This window comes from Sinorhizobium sp. B11, from assembly GCA_039725955.1.
Classification (GTDB): Bacteria; Pseudomonadota; Alphaproteobacteria; order Rhizobiales; family Rhizobiaceae; genus Rhizobium.
In genome coordinates this window covers 118,459-133,669 of the sequence record CP091034.1, presented here as the reverse complement: position 1 = coordinate 133,669, position 15,211 = coordinate 118,459, and the positions used below count along the sequence as shown (strand labels likewise).

General features: G+C 62.4%; 17 protein-coding genes. 16 read left to right on the top strand and 1 reads right to left on the bottom strand.

From position 1 onward, the window contains the following. Positions 1 to 9 precede the first annotated feature (9 nt). The 6 genes from mepA to LVY75_10360 all read left to right on the top strand — a co-directional run bounded on the left by mepA (position 10) and on the right by LVY75_10360 (position 6,006). Positions 10 to 1,104 (top strand): penicillin-insensitive murein endopeptidase, encoded by a 1,095-nt coding sequence (mepA, locus tag LVY75_10385; GenBank protein ID XAZ23652.1) that lies wholly within the window; start codon positions 10 to 12, stop codon positions 1,102 to 1,104. A gap of 94 nt (positions 1,105 to 1,198) precedes the next feature. Beyond that, entirely contained in the window at positions 1,199 to 1,579 is a 381-nt protein-coding gene (locus LVY75_10380; protein ID XAZ23651.1) for a methylglyoxal synthase, read from the top strand. A 29-nt stretch (positions 1,580 to 1,608) separates the two neighbouring features. Then, positions 1,609 to 2,625, top strand: a complete 1,017-nt coding sequence (locus tag LVY75_10375; GenBank protein ID XAZ23650.1) for a glucokinase — start codon at positions 1,609 to 1,611, stop codon at positions 2,623 to 2,625. 92 nt (positions 2,626 to 2,717) lie between these two features. Beyond that, the gene (locus LVY75_10370; protein ID XAZ23649.1) at positions 2,718 to 4,505 is read left to right on the top strand and encodes an ABC transporter ATP-binding protein/permease; all 1,788 of its coding nucleotides are present in this window, start codon (positions 2,718 to 2,720) and stop codon (positions 4,503 to 4,505) included. Positions 4,506 to 4,523: 18 nt separating this feature from the next. Further along, a complete protein-coding gene (gene dapB / locus LVY75_10365; protein XAZ23648.1) occupies positions 4,524 to 5,348 on the top strand; it encodes a 4-hydroxy-tetrahydrodipicolinate reductase in 825 nt (274 codons plus the stop codon). 22 nt (positions 5,349 to 5,370) lie between these two features. Beyond that, a complete protein-coding gene (locus tag LVY75_10360; GenBank protein XAZ23647.1) occupies positions 5,371 to 6,006 on the top strand; it encodes a 2,3-bisphosphoglycerate-dependent phosphoglycerate mutase in 636 nt (211 codons plus the stop codon). Between the two features lie 72 nt (positions 6,007 to 6,078). On the opposite strand, the gene phnF is transcribed toward LVY75_10360, so the two are convergent. Then, positions 6,079 to 6,816 carry a phosphonate metabolism transcriptional regulator PhnF gene (phnF, locus tag LVY75_10355; GenBank protein XAZ23646.1) on the bottom strand — a complete coding sequence of 246 codons (738 nt, stop codon included), beginning with the start codon at positions 6,814 to 6,816 and terminating at the stop codon, positions 6,079 to 6,081. Between the two features lie 135 nt (positions 6,817 to 6,951). On the opposite strand from phnF, the gene phnG reads away from it, so the two are divergent. The 10 genes from phnG to phnE all read left to right on the top strand — a co-directional run bounded on the left by phnG (position 6,952) and on the right by phnE (position 15,209). After that, positions 6,952 to 7,428 carry a phosphonate C-P lyase system protein PhnG gene (gene phnG, locus LVY75_10350; GenBank protein XAZ25683.1) on the top strand — a complete coding sequence of 159 codons (477 nt, stop codon included), beginning with the start codon at positions 6,952 to 6,954 and terminating at the stop codon, positions 7,426 to 7,428. Beyond that, on the top strand, positions 7,428 to 8,036 hold the full coding sequence (gene phnH / locus LVY75_10345; protein ID XAZ23645.1) for a phosphonate C-P lyase system protein PhnH: 609 nt from the start codon (positions 7,428 to 7,430) through the stop codon (positions 8,034 to 8,036). Before phnG ends, phnH begins: the two co-directional genes overlap by 1 nt. 4 nt (positions 8,037 to 8,040) lie before the next feature. Further along, the gene (locus LVY75_10340; protein XAZ23644.1) at positions 8,041 to 9,147 is read left to right on the top strand and encodes a carbon-phosphorus lyase complex subunit PhnI; all 1,107 of its coding nucleotides are present in this window, start codon (positions 8,041 to 8,043) and stop codon (positions 9,145 to 9,147) included. After that, complete coding sequence (locus LVY75_10335; protein XAZ23643.1) at positions 9,144 to 10,019, top strand: alpha-D-ribose 1-methylphosphonate 5-phosphate C-P-lyase PhnJ; 876 nt, start codon at positions 9,144 to 9,146, stop codon at positions 10,017 to 10,019. Before LVY75_10340 ends, LVY75_10335 begins: the two co-directional genes overlap by 4 nt. Further along, positions 10,016 to 10,792 (top strand): phosphonate C-P lyase system protein PhnK, encoded by a 777-nt coding sequence (gene phnK / locus LVY75_10330; GenBank protein ID XAZ23642.1) that lies wholly within the window; start codon positions 10,016 to 10,018, stop codon positions 10,790 to 10,792. Before LVY75_10335 ends, phnK begins: the two co-directional genes overlap by 4 nt. Before the next feature lie 4 nt (positions 10,793 to 10,796). Beyond that, the gene (gene phnL / locus LVY75_10325; protein XAZ23641.1) at positions 10,797 to 11,507 is read left to right on the top strand and encodes a phosphonate C-P lyase system protein PhnL; all 711 of its coding nucleotides are present in this window, start codon (positions 10,797 to 10,799) and stop codon (positions 11,505 to 11,507) included. Beyond that, positions 11,504 to 12,121, top strand: a complete 618-nt coding sequence (locus tag LVY75_10320; protein XAZ23640.1) for an acetyltransferase — start codon at positions 11,504 to 11,506, stop codon at positions 12,119 to 12,121. The genes phnL and LVY75_10320 overlap by 4 nt, the downstream gene beginning before the upstream one ends. 118 nt (positions 12,122 to 12,239) lie before the next feature. Continuing rightward, complete coding sequence (gene phnC / locus LVY75_10315; protein XAZ25682.1) at positions 12,240 to 13,085, top strand: phosphonate ABC transporter ATP-binding protein; 846 nt, start codon at positions 12,240 to 12,242, stop codon at positions 13,083 to 13,085. An 88-nt stretch (positions 13,086 to 13,173) separates the two neighbouring features. Then, positions 13,174 to 14,082 carry a phosphonate ABC transporter substrate-binding protein gene (gene phnD, locus LVY75_10310; protein XAZ23639.1) on the top strand — a complete coding sequence of 303 codons (909 nt, stop codon included), beginning with the start codon at positions 13,174 to 13,176 and terminating at the stop codon, positions 14,080 to 14,082. 161 nt (positions 14,083 to 14,243) lie between these two features. Further along, on the top strand, positions 14,244 to 15,209 hold the full coding sequence (phnE, locus tag LVY75_10305; GenBank protein ID XAZ23638.1) for a phosphonate ABC transporter, permease protein PhnE: 966 nt from the start codon (positions 14,244 to 14,246) through the stop codon (positions 15,207 to 15,209). The last annotated feature ends 2 nt before the right edge of the window (positions 15,210 to 15,211 follow it).

Here is a 15,211-nt window from a genome sequence, read left to right as displayed (position 1 = left end):
GGGAACGGCATGGCTTTCAAGGCCCAGACTTTCAGGACACTCGGCAAATTGGCCTTTGACTTCAGAACGTTTGGCAAGCTAACGCTTGCCGGCGCAATCGGCGCAAGCCTTGTCGCCGGCGATGTCGGCGCACAGCAGAAGACGCCAAGCCCCGGCAGCGCCAAGGCCATCTTCGGCGCGGTGAAATTGCCGACGCAGGGGCCGGCGCAGCCGATCGGTTTCTACGCCAAAGGCTGCATGACCGGTGCGGAGGCGCTGCCGGCCGACGGGCCGACCTGGCAGGCGATGCGCCTTTCGCGCAACCGGCGCTGGGGCAATCCCGCGATGATCTCACTTCTGGAAAAGTTCTCGCAGGATGCGCGGGCCAAGATCGGCTGGCCCGGTATCCTCGTCGGCGATATAGCTCAGCCGCGCGGCGGGCCGATGTTCAACGGTCACGCCTCGCACCAGATCGGCCTCGATGCCGATGTCTGGTTTACACCCATGCCCGCCCAACGCCTGACCTACGAACAGCGGGAAGACCTGCCCTTCACCACCATGCTGCAGAAAGATAAGTTCCTGACCGTCGACCCGAAAGTGTGGAGCGAGCAGCGGGCAGAACTTCTGATGCTGGCGGCAAGCTATCCGCAAGTCCAGCGCATCTTCGTCAACCCGGCGATCAAGAAGAAGATGTGCGACACCTGGACCGGCGACCGCACCAATCTCGGCAAGCTCAGGCCCGAATACGGGCACGATTCGCATTTCCACATCCGCATGAAATGCCCGCCGGGCGACAAGGGCTGTACGGGGCAGGCGCCGGTGGCGGCCGGGGACGGCTGCGACAAGTCGCTGGCCTGGTGGTTTACGAAAGAGCCGTGGGCGGCGCCGAAGCCGAGTGCAAAGCCGCCGAAGCCGCCGCGTGAGGTCATGGTCTCCGACCTGCCGAAGGCTTGCTCGGCCGTTGTCAACGCCCCGTCCATCGCCTCCGCGGAAGCCGGGACCTATGGTGGTCCCTCCGCGGCGAGTGCACTGACGGCGGCCCCGGCGGCGGCACCACCTGTCGATACCGGCAGCGCGCTTCCTTCCGTCGGCCCGGTTCCGAACGACAAGCCGATGGTGCAATAGGCTGAACGGGCTGGCGGGCGGCTGTCTTTCAAATCACAAACGCCTGGTGTAGAAGCGGCCAAATCGATTGAATTCTCGCGCGGAGGGTCCGACCATGGCCGGCAGCAAGTGCCTAGCATTGATTGCGCATGACCAGAAGAAGGACGACATGGCGGAATTTGCCCGCCGAAACAGAGATCTCCTCGCCCAATGGAAAATCGTCGCTACCGGCACGACCGGCGGGCGTGTGCTCGATGCCGCACCCGACCTTCACGTGACCCGGCTGCAAAGCGGCCCGCTCGGCGGCGACCAGCAGATCGGTGCACTGATTTCCACCGGCGAGGTCAGCGCCCTGATCTTCTTCGTGGACCCGCTGACGCCGATGCCGCATGATGTCGATGTGAAGGCGCTGATGCGGCTTGCGATCGTGTACGACATTCCGATGGCGCTCAACGGGTCGACAGCCGAAAAGCTTCTCCCTACCCTCAACGCCTGATCCCCTCGGGCTACAGCACGGAACCGGCCATGACTGCATCCTCTACTCCCTTGCCCTTTCCGATCCTGATCGGTGACATCGGTGGCACGAATGCCCGCTTCTCCATTCTGACGGATGCCTATGCGGAGCCGAAGCAGTTTCCCAATGTGCGCACCGCCGACTATCCGACGATCGACGAGGCAATCCAGAAGGGCGTGCTCGACAAGACCTCCGTGCAGCCGCGTGCAGCGATCCTTGCCGTTGCCGGCCCGATCAAGGCCGATGAAATCCCGCTGACCAACTGCCCCTGGGTGGTCCGCCCAAAGAGGATGATAGAGGGCCTCGGGCTCGTCGACGTGCTCGTCGTCAACGACTTTGAAGCGCAGGCCCTGGCGATCGCGGCACTCTCGGACGATAATCGCGAACGTATCGGCAACGCCTCTGGTGACATGGTCGCCTCCCGTGTCGTTCTCGGACCGGGCACGGGCCTCGGTGTCGGTGGCCTCGTCCATACCCAGTCGACGTGGATTCCGGTTCCGGGCGAAGGCGGGCATGTCGATCTCGGGCCGCGCAGCAAGCGCGACTATGAAATCTTCCCGCATGTCGAGACCATCGAAGGCCGCATTTCGGCCGAGCAGATCCTCTGCGGACGCGGCATCGTCAACCTCTACCGCGCCATCTGCGCGGTCGACGGTGTGGGGCCGACAATGAGCGACCCGGCGGACATCACGTCGCATGCGCTTGCCGGCAGCGACAAGGTCGCGGTCGAAACCGTCTCGCTGTTTGCCACCTATCTCGGCCGCGTGGCGGGCGACATGGCGCTGCTTTTCATGGCCCGCGGCGGTGTCTATCTCTCGGGCGGCATCTCGCAAAAGATCCTTCCGGCACTGAAAATGCCAGAATTCCGGGCCGCTTTTGAAGACAAGGCTCCGCATTCGGCGCTGCTGCGGACGATCCCGACCTATGTCGTCACGCATCCGCTGGCTGCTCTTGCCGGGCTTTCTTCCTATGCACGCATGCCAGGAAACTTCGGCCTTTCGACGGATGGGCGGCGCTGGCGGGCCTGAGCCTGTCTAGCCAAAGCTTCTTCGACTCTTTATAGAGCCCGCGAATATGCGTGCCGCGCTCAAGGCATGCGATCCTGAGACAGGAAATCTTTTTGGAAGCCGCCGACAGCAGACAACCACACGCCAACAGCGATACCGTAACCGGCATCCTGAAACGCATCATTGCGGAAAACGGCCGGGACCATCTCTGGGGCTATGTCTTCGCGATTGCCTGCCTGATCGTTGTGGCGCTTTCGACGGCTTTCACCGCCTGGATCATGCGGGCGATCATCGACGAGGCCTTCGCCAACAGGCGTGCGGACGTCGTCTGGATCATCTGTCTTTCCATTTTCATCGCCTTCATGCTGCGCGGTTTTGCGAGCTACGGGCAGGGTGTCGCGCTATCGCGGATCGGTAACGATATCGTCGCGCGCTACCAGCGGCGGATCTATTCGCATCTGATGACGCTCTCCGTCGGCTACTACAACGAGGCTCGTTCGGCGCATATCGCCGCCCAGGTGAGCCAGAACGTCACCGGCATCCGCGACGTTTTGAACCTGACCATAACCTCGACGGTCCGTGACCTCCTGACTTTCGTCGCCCTGATCGGCGTCATGGTCGTTCAGGACCCATTGCTGAGCCTTGCCGTTTTCATTCTGGCACCGCCGCTGCTTTATGCGCTGCGTTATGTTTCCAAGCGTCTTCGCTCGGCAACCCGCGAGGCAGTCAACCTCAACAGTCATGTTCTCGGCGCCATGCAGGAGACGATTCAAGGTATTTCCATCGTCAAGGCCTTCACGATGGAAGACGCACTTGAAAACAAGGTCAACAAGTTGATTTCGGCGGCCGAAGGCCGGGCGAACCGCATAGCGCGGCTTTCCGAACGCACCTCGCCGCTGACGGAGAGCTTTGCCGGATTCGCCGTCGCGAGCGTGCTTGCCTATGCGGCCTACCGCTCGATCTACCAGGGCGTACCGCCGGGTGCCTTCTTCTCCTTCGTCACGGCGCTGCTGCTCGCCTATGATCCGGCCCGTCGCCTTGCCCGCCTGCAGGTTCAGATGGAGCGCGCCGTCGTCAACGCCCGGATGATCTACGAGTTGCTCGACATGGAACCGCGTCAGCGCGAATTGCCGGATGCAAAGCCGCTTGTCGTGACCGAGGCAAAGATCGAGCTGCGAAACGTCTCATTTGCCTATGGCAATGAAAGCGTGCTGAACACTGTGACGCTGACGGCCGAGGGTGGAAAAACGACAGCACTTGTCGGCCCGTCGGGCGCCGGCAAGTCCACCGTCATCAGCCTCATTCCGCGCTTCTACGATCCACAGGAAGGCCAGATCCTGATCGACGGGCAGGATATTGCGCATGTCACCAAGCAGTCGCTGCGTCAGCAGCTCGCCTACGTTTCGCAGCAGCCCTATCTCTTCGAAGGCACGATCCGCGATAATATTCGCTACGGTCGTCCGGAAGCGACGGATGAAGAGATCGAAAAGGCGGCGCGGCTTGCCTATGCGCATGACTTCATCGTTTCCCAGCCCCAGGGATATGACACGCCCGTCGGCGAAAACGGCGTGACACTGTCAGGCGGCCAGCGCCAGCGGCTTTCGATTGCCCGTGCCTTGGTGCGCAACGCGCCGATCCTGCTTCTCGACGAAGCGACCTCGGCGCTCGATACGGAATCGGAAGCAGCCGTTCAGAAGGCGCTCGACGAGGCCATGACCGGCCGCACGGTCGTCGTCATCGCGCACCGGCTTTCGACCGTGGTGCGCGCCGACAAGATCATCGTGATGCAGCAGGGCCGCGTCGTGGAAGAAGGCAATCACGAGACGCTTGCGAAGGTCAGCGACGGTCTTTACGCTCGCCTCAATAATCTGCAGAGGCCTTCGGCTTCTGATTCATACTGATCGGGATGACGGACTGACATGAGCGACGCTGCGATGAAACTGGTTGTGGTCGGAGCGGCGGGGCGCATGGGGCAGACGCTCATCCGTCTCATCCATTCCATCGATGGTGTTACGCTGCATGCAGCGGTCGAGCGGCCGGGCTCTCCTTTCATCGGCAAGGATGCCGGGGAAATATCAGGGCTCGGTACCAACGGCATCATCATCGGCGACGATCCGCTGGCAGCGTTCCTCCATGCCGAGGGCGTGCTGGACTTTACGTCACCTGCTGGCTCCATCGAATTTTCCGGTCTCGCCGCGCAGGCCCGCATCGTTCATGTCGTCGGGACGACCGGCTGCTCGCAAGAAGACGATGCGAAGATTGCGGCGGCTTCGCGCCATGCCCGCATTGTCAAATCCGGCAATATGAGCCTTGGCGTCAATTTGCTTAGCGTTCTGGTGCAGCAGGCAGCCCAGGCGCTCGATCCTGTCGACTGGGACATCGAAGTCCTCGAAATGCATCATAAGCGCAAGGTCGACGCACCCTCGGGCACGGCGTTGCTGCTCGGCGCCGCGGCGGCGAAGGGCCGCAATATCGATCTTGGCGCGAAGTCCGTACGCGTGCGTGACGGCCATACCGGCGCGCGGGAAGCCGGTACGATCGGCTTTGCGACATTGCGCGGCGGCTCCGTCATCGGCGAGCATTCGGTGCTCTTTGCCGGCGAAGGCGAGACCGTCACCCTTTCGCACAGCGCAACCGACCGTTCGATTTTCGCGCGCGGCGCCATCAAGGCAGCGCTTTGGGCGCGCGACAAGAAACCGGGGCTCTATTCCATGCTCGACGTTCTCGGGCTTTCTTCCCATTGACCATTTCTCGGAGGCATTTTTCATGAGCGGTACCCTCGTCCTCGTTCGCCACGGCCAGAGCGACTGGAATCTCAAGAATCTTTTCACCGGCTGGAAGGACCCCGATCTGACCGAGCTCGGCATCCAGGAAGCCACGACCGGCGGCCAGGCGCTTGCCGACTATGGCATCAAGTTCGATATCGCCTTCACCTCCGCGCTGGTGCGCGCGCAGCACACCTTGAAGCTCGTCCTCGACAAGGTCGGCCAGCCTGATCTCGAGACGATCCGCGACCAGGCGCTGAACGAACGCGACTACGGCGACCTCTCCGGTCTCAACAAGGACGACGCGCGCGCCAAGTGGGGCGAAGAGCAGGTGCATGTCTGGCGCCGCTCCTATGACGTTCCGCCTCCGGGCGGAGAAAGCCTGCGCGACACCGGCGCCCGCGTCTGGCCTTACTATCTGACGGAAATCCTTCCGCGCGTCCTGCGCGGCGAAAAGGTGCTGGTTGCCGCGCACGGCAATTCGCTGCGTTCGCTGGTCATGGTTCTCGACAAGCTCACCCGCGAGCAGGTTCTGTCGCTCAATCTCGCGACCGGCGTGCCGATGGTCTACAAGCTGAAGGCTGATTCCACCGTCGCTTCCAAGGAAGTGCTCGGCGACATGTCCGGCGCGCACTGAGCACGATCAGGCATCGATAAGGTTCAAGGCCGGGCTCGCGCCCGGCCTTTTCGTTTTCAGTCTTCGCCATATTCAGTTCTCGATGGTGAACTGGACGCGGTCGGCGGCAAAGCGGCTGATGGAATATTGCACCGGCACGCCTTCCAGATCGGTGTTCATCGCCTTGGTGATCAACAGGACGGCGCCCGGTGTCAGCTCGAGATCGGCGATATCGCCGGCGTCGGCGTGGGTGGCAGTGATCTCCGTGGTGGCGCGCACATAATCCGACAGGCCAAGTACCGCGAAAGCCTTGGTGATGGACTCGGTCTTCCTGTAGATCTCGCCGATGCCGGCAAAACGTGAGGCAGGGAACCAGCTCGTCCCGCGCGCGACGGGCCGTTTATCCGCATCACGCACCGTTTCCAGCCGGATGACCGGTGTACCCTCGGCCACGCGCAACCAGCGGGCCACTTCGGCATCGGCCACTTCTTCTGCATGGCCGAGCAGGAGCGCGTGTGTCTCGCGTGCCTGATCTCTGAGACCGTCGGTGAAACGGGTACGGCGGCTGATCGGAAAATTCAGGCGCTCCTTGCGCTCGATCAGCGTGCCGCGGCCCTGCACCGCGCGCACGATGCCTTCCTGGGCAAGGGCTGCGAGTGCGCTGCGGACGGTATGCCTGTTGACGCCGAACTGCAGCGCCAGAACAGTTTCCGGCGGCACCATGCCCGTTTCGTCGTAGGCGCCACGGCTGATCGCCTCGCGGATCCTGTCGGCGATCTGCCGCCACAGCGCCACCCCTGTCTGCCGCTGCACCTGCTTTATTCCTGCCATCGCACCCCTGCCCATTCATTTCCTAGCTCGGCCAATTTCGGTCGCGCCGTGTCACACGCTTGTCACCTCGCCGATTTAGGGATAAGTATAGCTTGTATGGTTGTCTATATCAATAGACATTTCGAGGAAAAGATGATGACGGCAGCGGAGAAGACGGTAGCTGCGGCGCGAACGGATGACGGGCGTAAACGCACCGTCGATCTGCTTGCCCGCGCCGAGACACAGGAATTGCTGGCGGCGTGGGATGCGCTGGCGGAAAAGCCGGTCTTTCAGCCGGTGCGTGGCCCGGAAACCGGCCTCGTCATGGTCCGCGGCCGCATCGGCGGCGGCGGAGCGCCCTTCAATCTCGGCGAAGTGACAGTGACGCGCGCGACGGTGCGCCTCGCCTCCGGTTCCGTCGGCCATGCGCAGGCACTTGGTACCGACCGTGAGAAGGCGCGGCTTTCAGCCATCTTCGATGCGCTCTGGCAGGAAGAGGCGACCAAGAGCTTCGTCGAAGAAAACCTGCTTTCGCCGATCGCTCGGCGGATCGGCGACGACGTCAACCGCAAGGCTGAGGAAACGGCTGCGACCCGCGTCGATTTCTTCACCATGGTCCGGGGAGAAGATTGATGAGTGCCAAGACCGATGTTCTGACCGGCGGCTTTGTCGAGCCGGTCTTCCAGGCCCAGAGCGTGTTCAAGATGCTGATGGACGGCATGGCCCGGCCCGGCACGATCCAGACCGTAACACCCGACATCGTGCCACCGGCACCACTCGGCATTGCCGCCGGCGCGATCGGCCTGACGCTCTGCGACCATGATACTCCGGTCTGGCTTTCCGCGGGGCTTGCCAAGTCGGCGGTTCCGCAATGGCTCGGCTTCCACGCCGGCGCACCTATGACCACCGAAAAGGCCGAAGCGCGCTTCGCCTTCGTCGAAGCCGGCATGGCTCTTTCCACGTTCGGCCTGTTTGCATCAGGCACGCAGGAATATCCTGATCGTTCCACGACTGTCGTGATCGAACTTGCCGATCTCGAAGGCGGCCACCGGCTCGCACTGATGGGACCGGGCATCCAGAGCGCGGCCGAGATCGCACCGGTCGGCCTGCCGGAAACCTTCCTGCGCCTCTGGACGGAAAACCGCGCGCTTTTTCCGCGCGGCGTCGACATCGTGCTGACGGCGGGCAAGCGCTTCCTCTGCCTGCCGCGCACCACCAAGATCACAGCAACGGAGATCTGAGCTCATGTATGTTGCCGTCAAGGGTGGCGAGGCCGCCATCGCCAATGCTCACCGCCTGCTCGCCGACCGCCGGCGTGGCGACCGCTCAGTTCCGGCGATCGGCATCGAGCAGATCGTCGAACAGCTGGCGCTCGCCGTCGATCGCGTCATGGCGGAAGCCTCGCTCTACGACCGCACTCTTGCAGCACTTGCCGTGCGCCAGTCGCGCGGCGACATGATCGAGGCGATCTTCCTGCTGCGCGCCTATCGTACGACGCTGCCGCGCTTCGGCTATTCGAGGCCGCTCGACACCGCCAACATGCAGATCGAACGCCGTATTTCAGCGACCTATAAGGATCTTCCCGGCGGGCAGCTGCTCGGCCCGACCTTCGACTACACGCACCGCCTGCTCGATCCCTCGCTGCTTTCGGACGAGGCCGTGGAAGAGCCGGCGCTGCGGGAGGCGGAGAGCGGCCGCGTCATGCGCGTTTCCGAGATCCTCGGCCAGGAAGGGCTGATCGAAAACGACGGCGAACTGCCCGAGGACCACGAGACGGGCGACCTGACGCGCGAGCCGATGGAATTCCCGATGACCAGGGATCTTCGCCTGCAGGCGCTGGCCCGCGGCGACGAAGGCTTCCTTCTGGCACTCGGCTATTCCACCCAGCGTGGCTACGGCCGCAACCACCCCTTCACCGGTGAAATCCGCATCGGCGAGGTCGAGGTGGAATTCGATGTGCCGGAACTCGGATTTGCCGTTTCGCTCGGCACGATCCAGCTCACCGAATGCCAGATGGTCAACCAGTTCAAGGGTTCGGCCAAGGCGCCGCCGCAGTTCACCCGCGGCTATGGCCTGGTCTTCGGCCAGAGCGAGCGCAAGGCGATGGCCATGTCGCTGGTGGATCGCGCATTGCGCGCCGAAGAGCTTGGCGAGGATATCACCGCGCCAGCGCAGGACGAGGAATTCGTCATTTCCCATTCCGACAACGTGCAGGCGACCGGTTTCGTCGAACACCTGAAGCTTCCGCATTATGTGGACTTCCAGGCCGAACTCGACCTCGTCCGCCGCATGCGCCGCGATTTCGAAGCCGCCCGCGACAGCGGCGAGACCCAAAAGGAGGCCGCCGAATGAGTGATCTCGCCACCTACAATTTCGCCTATCTCGACGAACAGACCAAGCGCATGATCCGCCGCGCCATCCTGAAGGCGATCGCCATTCCCGGCTATCAGGTGCCCTTTGCCAGCAGGGAAATGCCGATGCCCTACGGCTGGGGCACCGGCGGCGTGCAGGTGACGGCAGCCATCATCGGGCCTGATGATGTTCTCAAGGTCATCGACCAGGGCGCCGACGACACGACGAACGCCGTCTCCATTCGCGCCTTCTTCCAGAAAGTCGCCAATGTCGCCGTCACGACCCATACCAAGGACGCGACGATCATCCAGACGCGCCACCGCATCCCCGAGGAAAAGCTCGGGACCGGGCAGGTTCTCGTCTACCAGGTACCGATCCCGGAACCGCTGCGCTTCCTCGAACCGCGCGAAACCGAGACACGCAAGATGCATGCGCTGGAAGAATACGGCCTCATGCATGTGAAGCTCTACGAGGATATCGCCCGCAACGGTCGCATCGCCACGACCTATGCCTATCCGGTGAAGGTCAACGGCCGCTATGTCATGGACCCCTCGCCGACGCCGAAATTCGACAATCCGAAAATGCACAAGTCCGAGGCACTGCAGCTCTTCGGTGCCGGTCGTGAAAAGCGCATCTATGCGGTGCCGCCCTATACGGATGTCGTCAGCCTCGATTTCGAAGACCATCCCTTCGAGATCCAGCGCTTCGGCAAGCCATGCGCGCTCTGCGGCGCGGAGGAAGTCTATCTCGACGAGGTGATCCTCGACGACAAGGGCGGGCGCATGTTCGTCTGCTCCGACACCGACTATTGCGACGACCGCCGAGCACATGGACATGCCGGCGAAATGCTGGCCCGGGAGGCTGCAGAATGACCGAAACACCGCTTCTCAAAGTCAGCGACCTCTCGAAATTCTACGGCAACCGCATCGGCTGCAAGAATGTCTCCTTCGAGCTCTGGCCGGGCGAAGTGCTCGCCATCGTCGGCGAATCCGGCTCGGGCAAGACGACGCTGCTCAACTGCATTTCTACCCGGCTGATGCCGACGACCGGCAGCGTCGAATATCACATGCGCGACGGCAGCTACCGCGACCTCTACCACATGAACGAGGCCGAGCGCCGCTTTCTGATGCGCACCGACTGGGGCTTCGTGCACCAGAACCCCGCCGACGGACTGCGCATGACGGTCTCGGCCGGCGCCAATGTCGGCGAACGCCTGATGGCGATCGGCGATCGGCACTATGGCAAGATCCGCTCCACCGCAATCGACTGGCTGGAGCGCGTCGAAATCGACGCCGGCCGCATCGATGACCAGCCGCGCGCCTTTTCCGGCGGCATGCGCCAGCGCCTGCAGATCGCCCGCAACCTCGTCACCGGCCCGCGCCTCGTGTTCATGGACGAGCCAACCGGCGGTCTCGACGTTTCGGTGCAGGCACGCCTGCTCGATCTGGTGCGCGGCCTCGTCAACGATCTCGGTCTCTCGGCCATCATCGTCACGCACGATCTCGCCGTCGCCCGCCTCCTGTCGCACCGAATGATGGTAATGAAGGACGGCCATGTCATCGAGCAGGGTCTGACTGACCGTGTGCTGGACGACCCGCGCGAGCCCTATACCCAGCTCCTCGTTTCCTCGATCCTGCAGGTTTAAGAAAATGGCAACGCCTCTCGTCGTTTCAGAAGTCGCCAAAAGCTTCACCATGCACCTGCGCGACGGCCTCAAGCTGCCGGTCGTCTCGGATGTCTCCTTCTCGGTGGCATCGGCCGAATGCGTCGTGCTCGGTGGCCCATCGGGCATCGGCAAAAGCTCGCTGCTCAAGATGATCTACGGCAATTATGCCGTCGACAGCGGACAGATCCTCGTCAACCACAAGGGCAAGATCGTCGATCTCGCCGCCGGCGACCCGCGCACCGTCCTGGACGTGCGCCGCCACACGCTCGGTTACGTCAGCCAGTTCCTGCGCACTGTGCCGCGTGTTGCGGCCCTCGACGTCGTCGCCGAGCCGCTGCTTGCACGCGGCGAAGCGGCCGACAGCGCCCGCGAAAAAGCAGCAAGCCTGCTCGAAAAGCTCAACCTGCCGGAAGCGCTCTGGCAGCTGCCGCCCTCCACCTTCTCGGGCGGCGAACAGCAGCGCGTCAACATCGCCCGCGGCTTCATCACCGATCACACGATCCTGCTGCTCGACGAGCCGACCGCCTCGCTCGACGCTAAGAACCGTGCCGTCGTCGTCGGCATGATCGAGGAAAAGAAGAAGGCGGGCGTCGCTTTGCTCGGCATCTTTCACGATGAGGAAGTGCGTGAAGCCGTTGCCGACCGCATTCTCGACGTCCAGCAATTCTCTCCGCGAAAGGCGATCGCAGCATGAGCCGCAAGCTGGGCGTCGAGCCCTATTTCCATGAAACCGCCGCCGTCTCCAACTCGACCTTCGGCCGCTACACGGAAGTTTCCGAGCGCTGCCGCATCAGCGAAGCGGAGTTCGGCGACTATTCCTACATCATGCAGGACGGCTCGATCTGGTGCGCGACGATCGGCAAGTTCGTCAACATCGCCGCCGCAGTGCGTATCAACGCAACCAACCATCCGACCTGGCGCGCGACGCTGCACCACTTCACCTACCGCGCCGTCGATTACTGGCCGGATGCCGACATGGAGAGCGAATTCTTCGAATGGCGCCGCTCCAACCGGGTCGTCATCGGCAATGATGTCTGGATCGGTCATGGCGCCACGATCCTGCCCGGCGTGACCGTCGGCAACGGGGCCGTCATCGGCGCGGGGGCCGTCGTCTCGAAGGATGTCGCTCCCTACACGATCGTCGGCGGCGTGCCGGCCAAGCTTATCCGAGAGCGCTTTCCGAGAGAGATCGGCGAGCGCATGGACAGGCTTGCCTGGTGGGACTGGGAACACGACCGGCTACGCGGCGCACTGGCTGATTTCCGGGCACTTGGCGCCGAAGACTTCCTTTCGCGCTACGGCGGCTGAGCCGAATGTTACGGGGCAGAGTTTTGTGACAGGACTTACACAAAACTGACACGCGAGGTTCATGAAGCGGGACTAATGCGATCCCAGAAGCAAGCCTGAAATGCGAGGGAAGAGCATGATGTTCGAACTGAAGAATGTCACACGCCGGTTCGGAAAGAAGCTCGCTGTCGACTCCGTAACGCTGAACATTCCTCAGGGCCAGATGGTCGGCATCATCGGCCGGTCGGGCGCCGGCAAGTCTACGCTCCTGCGTATGATCAACCGCCTGCAGGAGCCTTCCTCCGGCACCATCCATTTCGGCGGTGTCGAGGTCTCCGGCCTTCGCGGTCAGGCATTGCGCAACTGGCAGCGCGACTGTGCGATGATCTTCCAGCAGTTCAACCTCGTGCCGCGCCTCGACGTTCTGACCAACGTCATGCTCGGCCGTCTCAACCATCGCTCGACGGTCCTTAGCCTGCTCAACGTCTTCACCCGCGAAGAGCGCATCCAGGCGATCGCGGCACTCGAGCGCCTCGGCATCGAGCAGACGGCACTGCAGGCAGCGGGCACGCTTTCGGGCGGCCAGCAGCAGCGTGTGGCGATCGCCCGCGCGCTAATGCAGAACCCGAAGATGGTTCTGGCCGACGAGCCGATCGCTTCGCTCGACCCGCTGAACGCCAAGATCGTCATGGATGCCCTACGAAACATCAACGAGCGCGAGGGCATCACCGTCATCACCAACCTGCATACGCTCGATACGGCCCGCAGCTACTGCGAACGCATCGTCGGCATGGCAGGCGGCCGTGTCGTTTTCGACGGCAAGCCTTCCGAACTCACTACCGAGGCCGTGAAGGAAATCTATGGCACGGACAAGGACGGTGCGGGCATCGACGAAACGATGACCTCGACCGCAATCAATATCGCTCCGGAAGGAGCCGAAAACCAATCCGCCGGCACCCAACCGCTGGCGCTGGCCGGTCTGTGAGAGGGGCGGCCGCGATCGAATGCCCGCGTCAAGGGCAGATTTCTTCGTACCAAAACGACCGGGCGCCCGGTCATTCAGGAGAGAACCCATGTTGAAGAAAGCACTCTTTGCGGCTACGGCGATCCTGTCGCTCGCAGCCGGCGCTGCCAATGCCGCTGACCTCAAGGAATTCCGCGTCGGCATCCTCGGCGGCGAAAACGAAACCGACCGCCTGCGCAACTATGCCTGCCTTGCAGACCACCTGAAGCAGGAATTCGGCTTCGAGAAGGTTTCGCTCTTCCCGGCCGCCGACTATGACGGCGTTATCCAGGGCCTCCTCGGCGGCACGCTCGACTTCGCTGAACTCGGCGCTTCCGGCTACGCATCCGTCTACATCAAGGACCCGAAGGCTGTTACGCCGATCCTGACGACGCAGCAGAAGGACGGCTCCACGGGTTACTACTCGATCGGTCTCGCCCTGAAGTCCTCCGGCATCAAGACGATCAAGGACGCCAAGGGCAAGAAGCTCGGCTACGCCGATCCGGATTCCACCTCGGGCTATCTCGTTCCGCTGACGCAGATCCCGAAGGACACGGGCATGCCGAACGACAAGTTCTTCGCTTCCACGCAGTTCAACGGCGGCCACGAGAACAACCTGCTCGCTGCTTACGACGGCAAGGTCGACGTTGCTGTTGACGATAGCTCGGGCATCGGCGACTTCAAGGACGGCTACACCTCCGGTACCTTCCGCAAGGAAGTCGACAAGGGCGCCGTCGATCCGAACAAGCTCGTTGAAGTATGGCGTTCGCCGCTGATCCCGAACGGCCCGCTCGTCGTTCGCAACGCTCTCGGCGAAGAGTGGCAGAAGAAGCTCACCGCCTTCTTCACCGCCCTGCCGGAGAAGGACCACAAGTGCTTCGCAGCTATCGAAGGCGGCGACTACAAGGGCTACGCCCCGGTCAAGCACGACTTCTACAACGCTGTCGTAGAAGTTCGTAAGGCTGCTATCGGCGGCTGATTGCGCCATCCGTATACGGGGCGGCCGGCAACGGCCGCCCTTTTTCTTGTGACTACAGCGCCGCGCGTCAGACGCGCAAAGGACGCTGTAGAACTCTAAATTGCTGCATAATTCCTTAAATCGAGCCCGATTTAAGGAATTATGCAGTAGGCGAGGCGTTCATGACTATTGCCGATACACAGCAGCATGTGCCGATGCAGAGCACGAAGGAAATCGCCACAGCCTGGGACAGGATGATCGCCAGGCGGCGTTTCTATACCGCGCTTGGTCTGGTGATCCTCATCGCCGCCTTCGTCAGCTCCGTGCGCTTTGCCGACGAGAGCAATGCAGGTCACTTCTTCGAACGCCTGCCGCATTTGTTCGACTTCCTGAGCTGGCTTATCCCAAAAGACTGGACCGATGTCTGGCGCGCGCTTTTCGATATTGCGAGCCCGAATGACAAGGGTGGCGAAGAATTCAATTTCGCCAATGGCCGCGTCTATGTCTGGGGCAGCTTCTACATTCCTGAGTATTTCGAGCTGATGATCGTCACGATCAATATCGCGCTCGTTTCGACCATCATCGCCTTCGTCTTCGCCGTTCCGCTCAGCTTCTTTGCTGCACGCAATCTGACGAAGAACTGGCCGCTGCGCATCTTTACAAAGCGCATCATGGAATTCCTGCGCGCCTTCCCGGAAATCGTCATCGCCGGCCTGTTTTCGGCGATCCTCTCGATCGGACCGGTGGCGGCCATCATCGCGATCACGCTCCACACGATCGGTGCACTCGGCAAGCTCTTCTATGAAGTTGCCGAAAACATCGACATGAAACCGGACGAAGGCATGCGCGCCGTCGGCGCGAACTGGCTGGAGCGGGTACGTTTCGCCGCTCTGCCGCAGGTCATGCCGAACTATGCGTCCTATGCGCTGCTGCGCCTCGAGATCAACGTGCGCGCTTCGACCATCATCGGCGCTGTCGGCGGCGGCGGTATCGGTGAAGAGCTCAAGCTTTCCATTTCCCGCGGTTTCGGCGCGAAGACCGTGGCGCTCGTGCTGCTGCTCTTCGTGACGATTGTCGCTGTCGACCAGTTCTCCGCCTGGCTGCGCCGCCGGCTCGTCGGCGAACACGCCTTCCTCCTGCAACATTGAGG

What these genes read in the sequence shown, in the direction of transcription:
- mepA (XAZ23652.1), top strand. Translation starts at nt 10, where the DNA reads ATGGCTTTCAAGGCCCAGACTTTCAGGACACTCGGCAAATTGGCCTTT.
- LVY75_10380 (XAZ23651.1), top strand. Translation starts at nt 1,199, where the DNA reads ATGGCCGGCAGCAAGTGCCTAGCATTGATTGCGCATGACCAGAAGAAG.
- LVY75_10375 (XAZ23650.1), top strand. Translation starts at nt 1,609, where the DNA reads ATGACTGCATCCTCTACTCCCTTGCCCTTTCCGATCCTGATCGGTGAC.
- dapB (XAZ23648.1), top strand. Translation starts at nt 4,524, where the DNA reads ATGAGCGACGCTGCGATGAAACTGGTTGTGGTCGGAGCGGCGGGGCGC.
- LVY75_10360 (XAZ23647.1), top strand. Translation starts at nt 5,371, where the DNA reads ATGAGCGGTACCCTCGTCCTCGTTCGCCACGGCCAGAGCGACTGGAAT.
- phnF (XAZ23646.1), bottom strand. Translation starts at nt 6,816, where the DNA reads ATGGCAGGAATAAAGCAGGTGCAGCGGCAGACAGGGGTGGCGCTGTGG.
- phnG (XAZ25683.1), top strand. Translation starts at nt 6,952, where the DNA reads ATGACGGCAGCGGAGAAGACGGTAGCTGCGGCGCGAACGGATGACGGG.
- phnH (XAZ23645.1), top strand. Translation starts at nt 7,428, where the DNA reads ATGAGTGCCAAGACCGATGTTCTGACCGGCGGCTTTGTCGAGCCGGTC.
- LVY75_10340 (XAZ23644.1), top strand. Translation starts at nt 8,041, where the DNA reads ATGTATGTTGCCGTCAAGGGTGGCGAGGCCGCCATCGCCAATGCTCAC.
- LVY75_10335 (XAZ23643.1), top strand. Translation starts at nt 9,144, where the DNA reads ATGAGTGATCTCGCCACCTACAATTTCGCCTATCTCGACGAACAGACC.
- phnK (XAZ23642.1), top strand. Translation starts at nt 10,016, where the DNA reads ATGACCGAAACACCGCTTCTCAAAGTCAGCGACCTCTCGAAATTCTAC.
- phnL (XAZ23641.1), top strand. Translation starts at nt 10,797, where the DNA reads ATGGCAACGCCTCTCGTCGTTTCAGAAGTCGCCAAAAGCTTCACCATG.
- LVY75_10320 (XAZ23640.1), top strand. Translation starts at nt 11,504, where the DNA reads ATGAGCCGCAAGCTGGGCGTCGAGCCCTATTTCCATGAAACCGCCGCC.
- phnC (XAZ25682.1), top strand. Translation starts at nt 12,240, where the DNA reads ATGTTCGAACTGAAGAATGTCACACGCCGGTTCGGAAAGAAGCTCGCT.
- phnD (XAZ23639.1), top strand. Translation starts at nt 13,174, where the DNA reads ATGTTGAAGAAAGCACTCTTTGCGGCTACGGCGATCCTGTCGCTCGCA.
- phnE (XAZ23638.1), top strand. Translation starts at nt 14,244, where the DNA reads ATGACTATTGCCGATACACAGCAGCATGTGCCGATGCAGAGCACGAAG.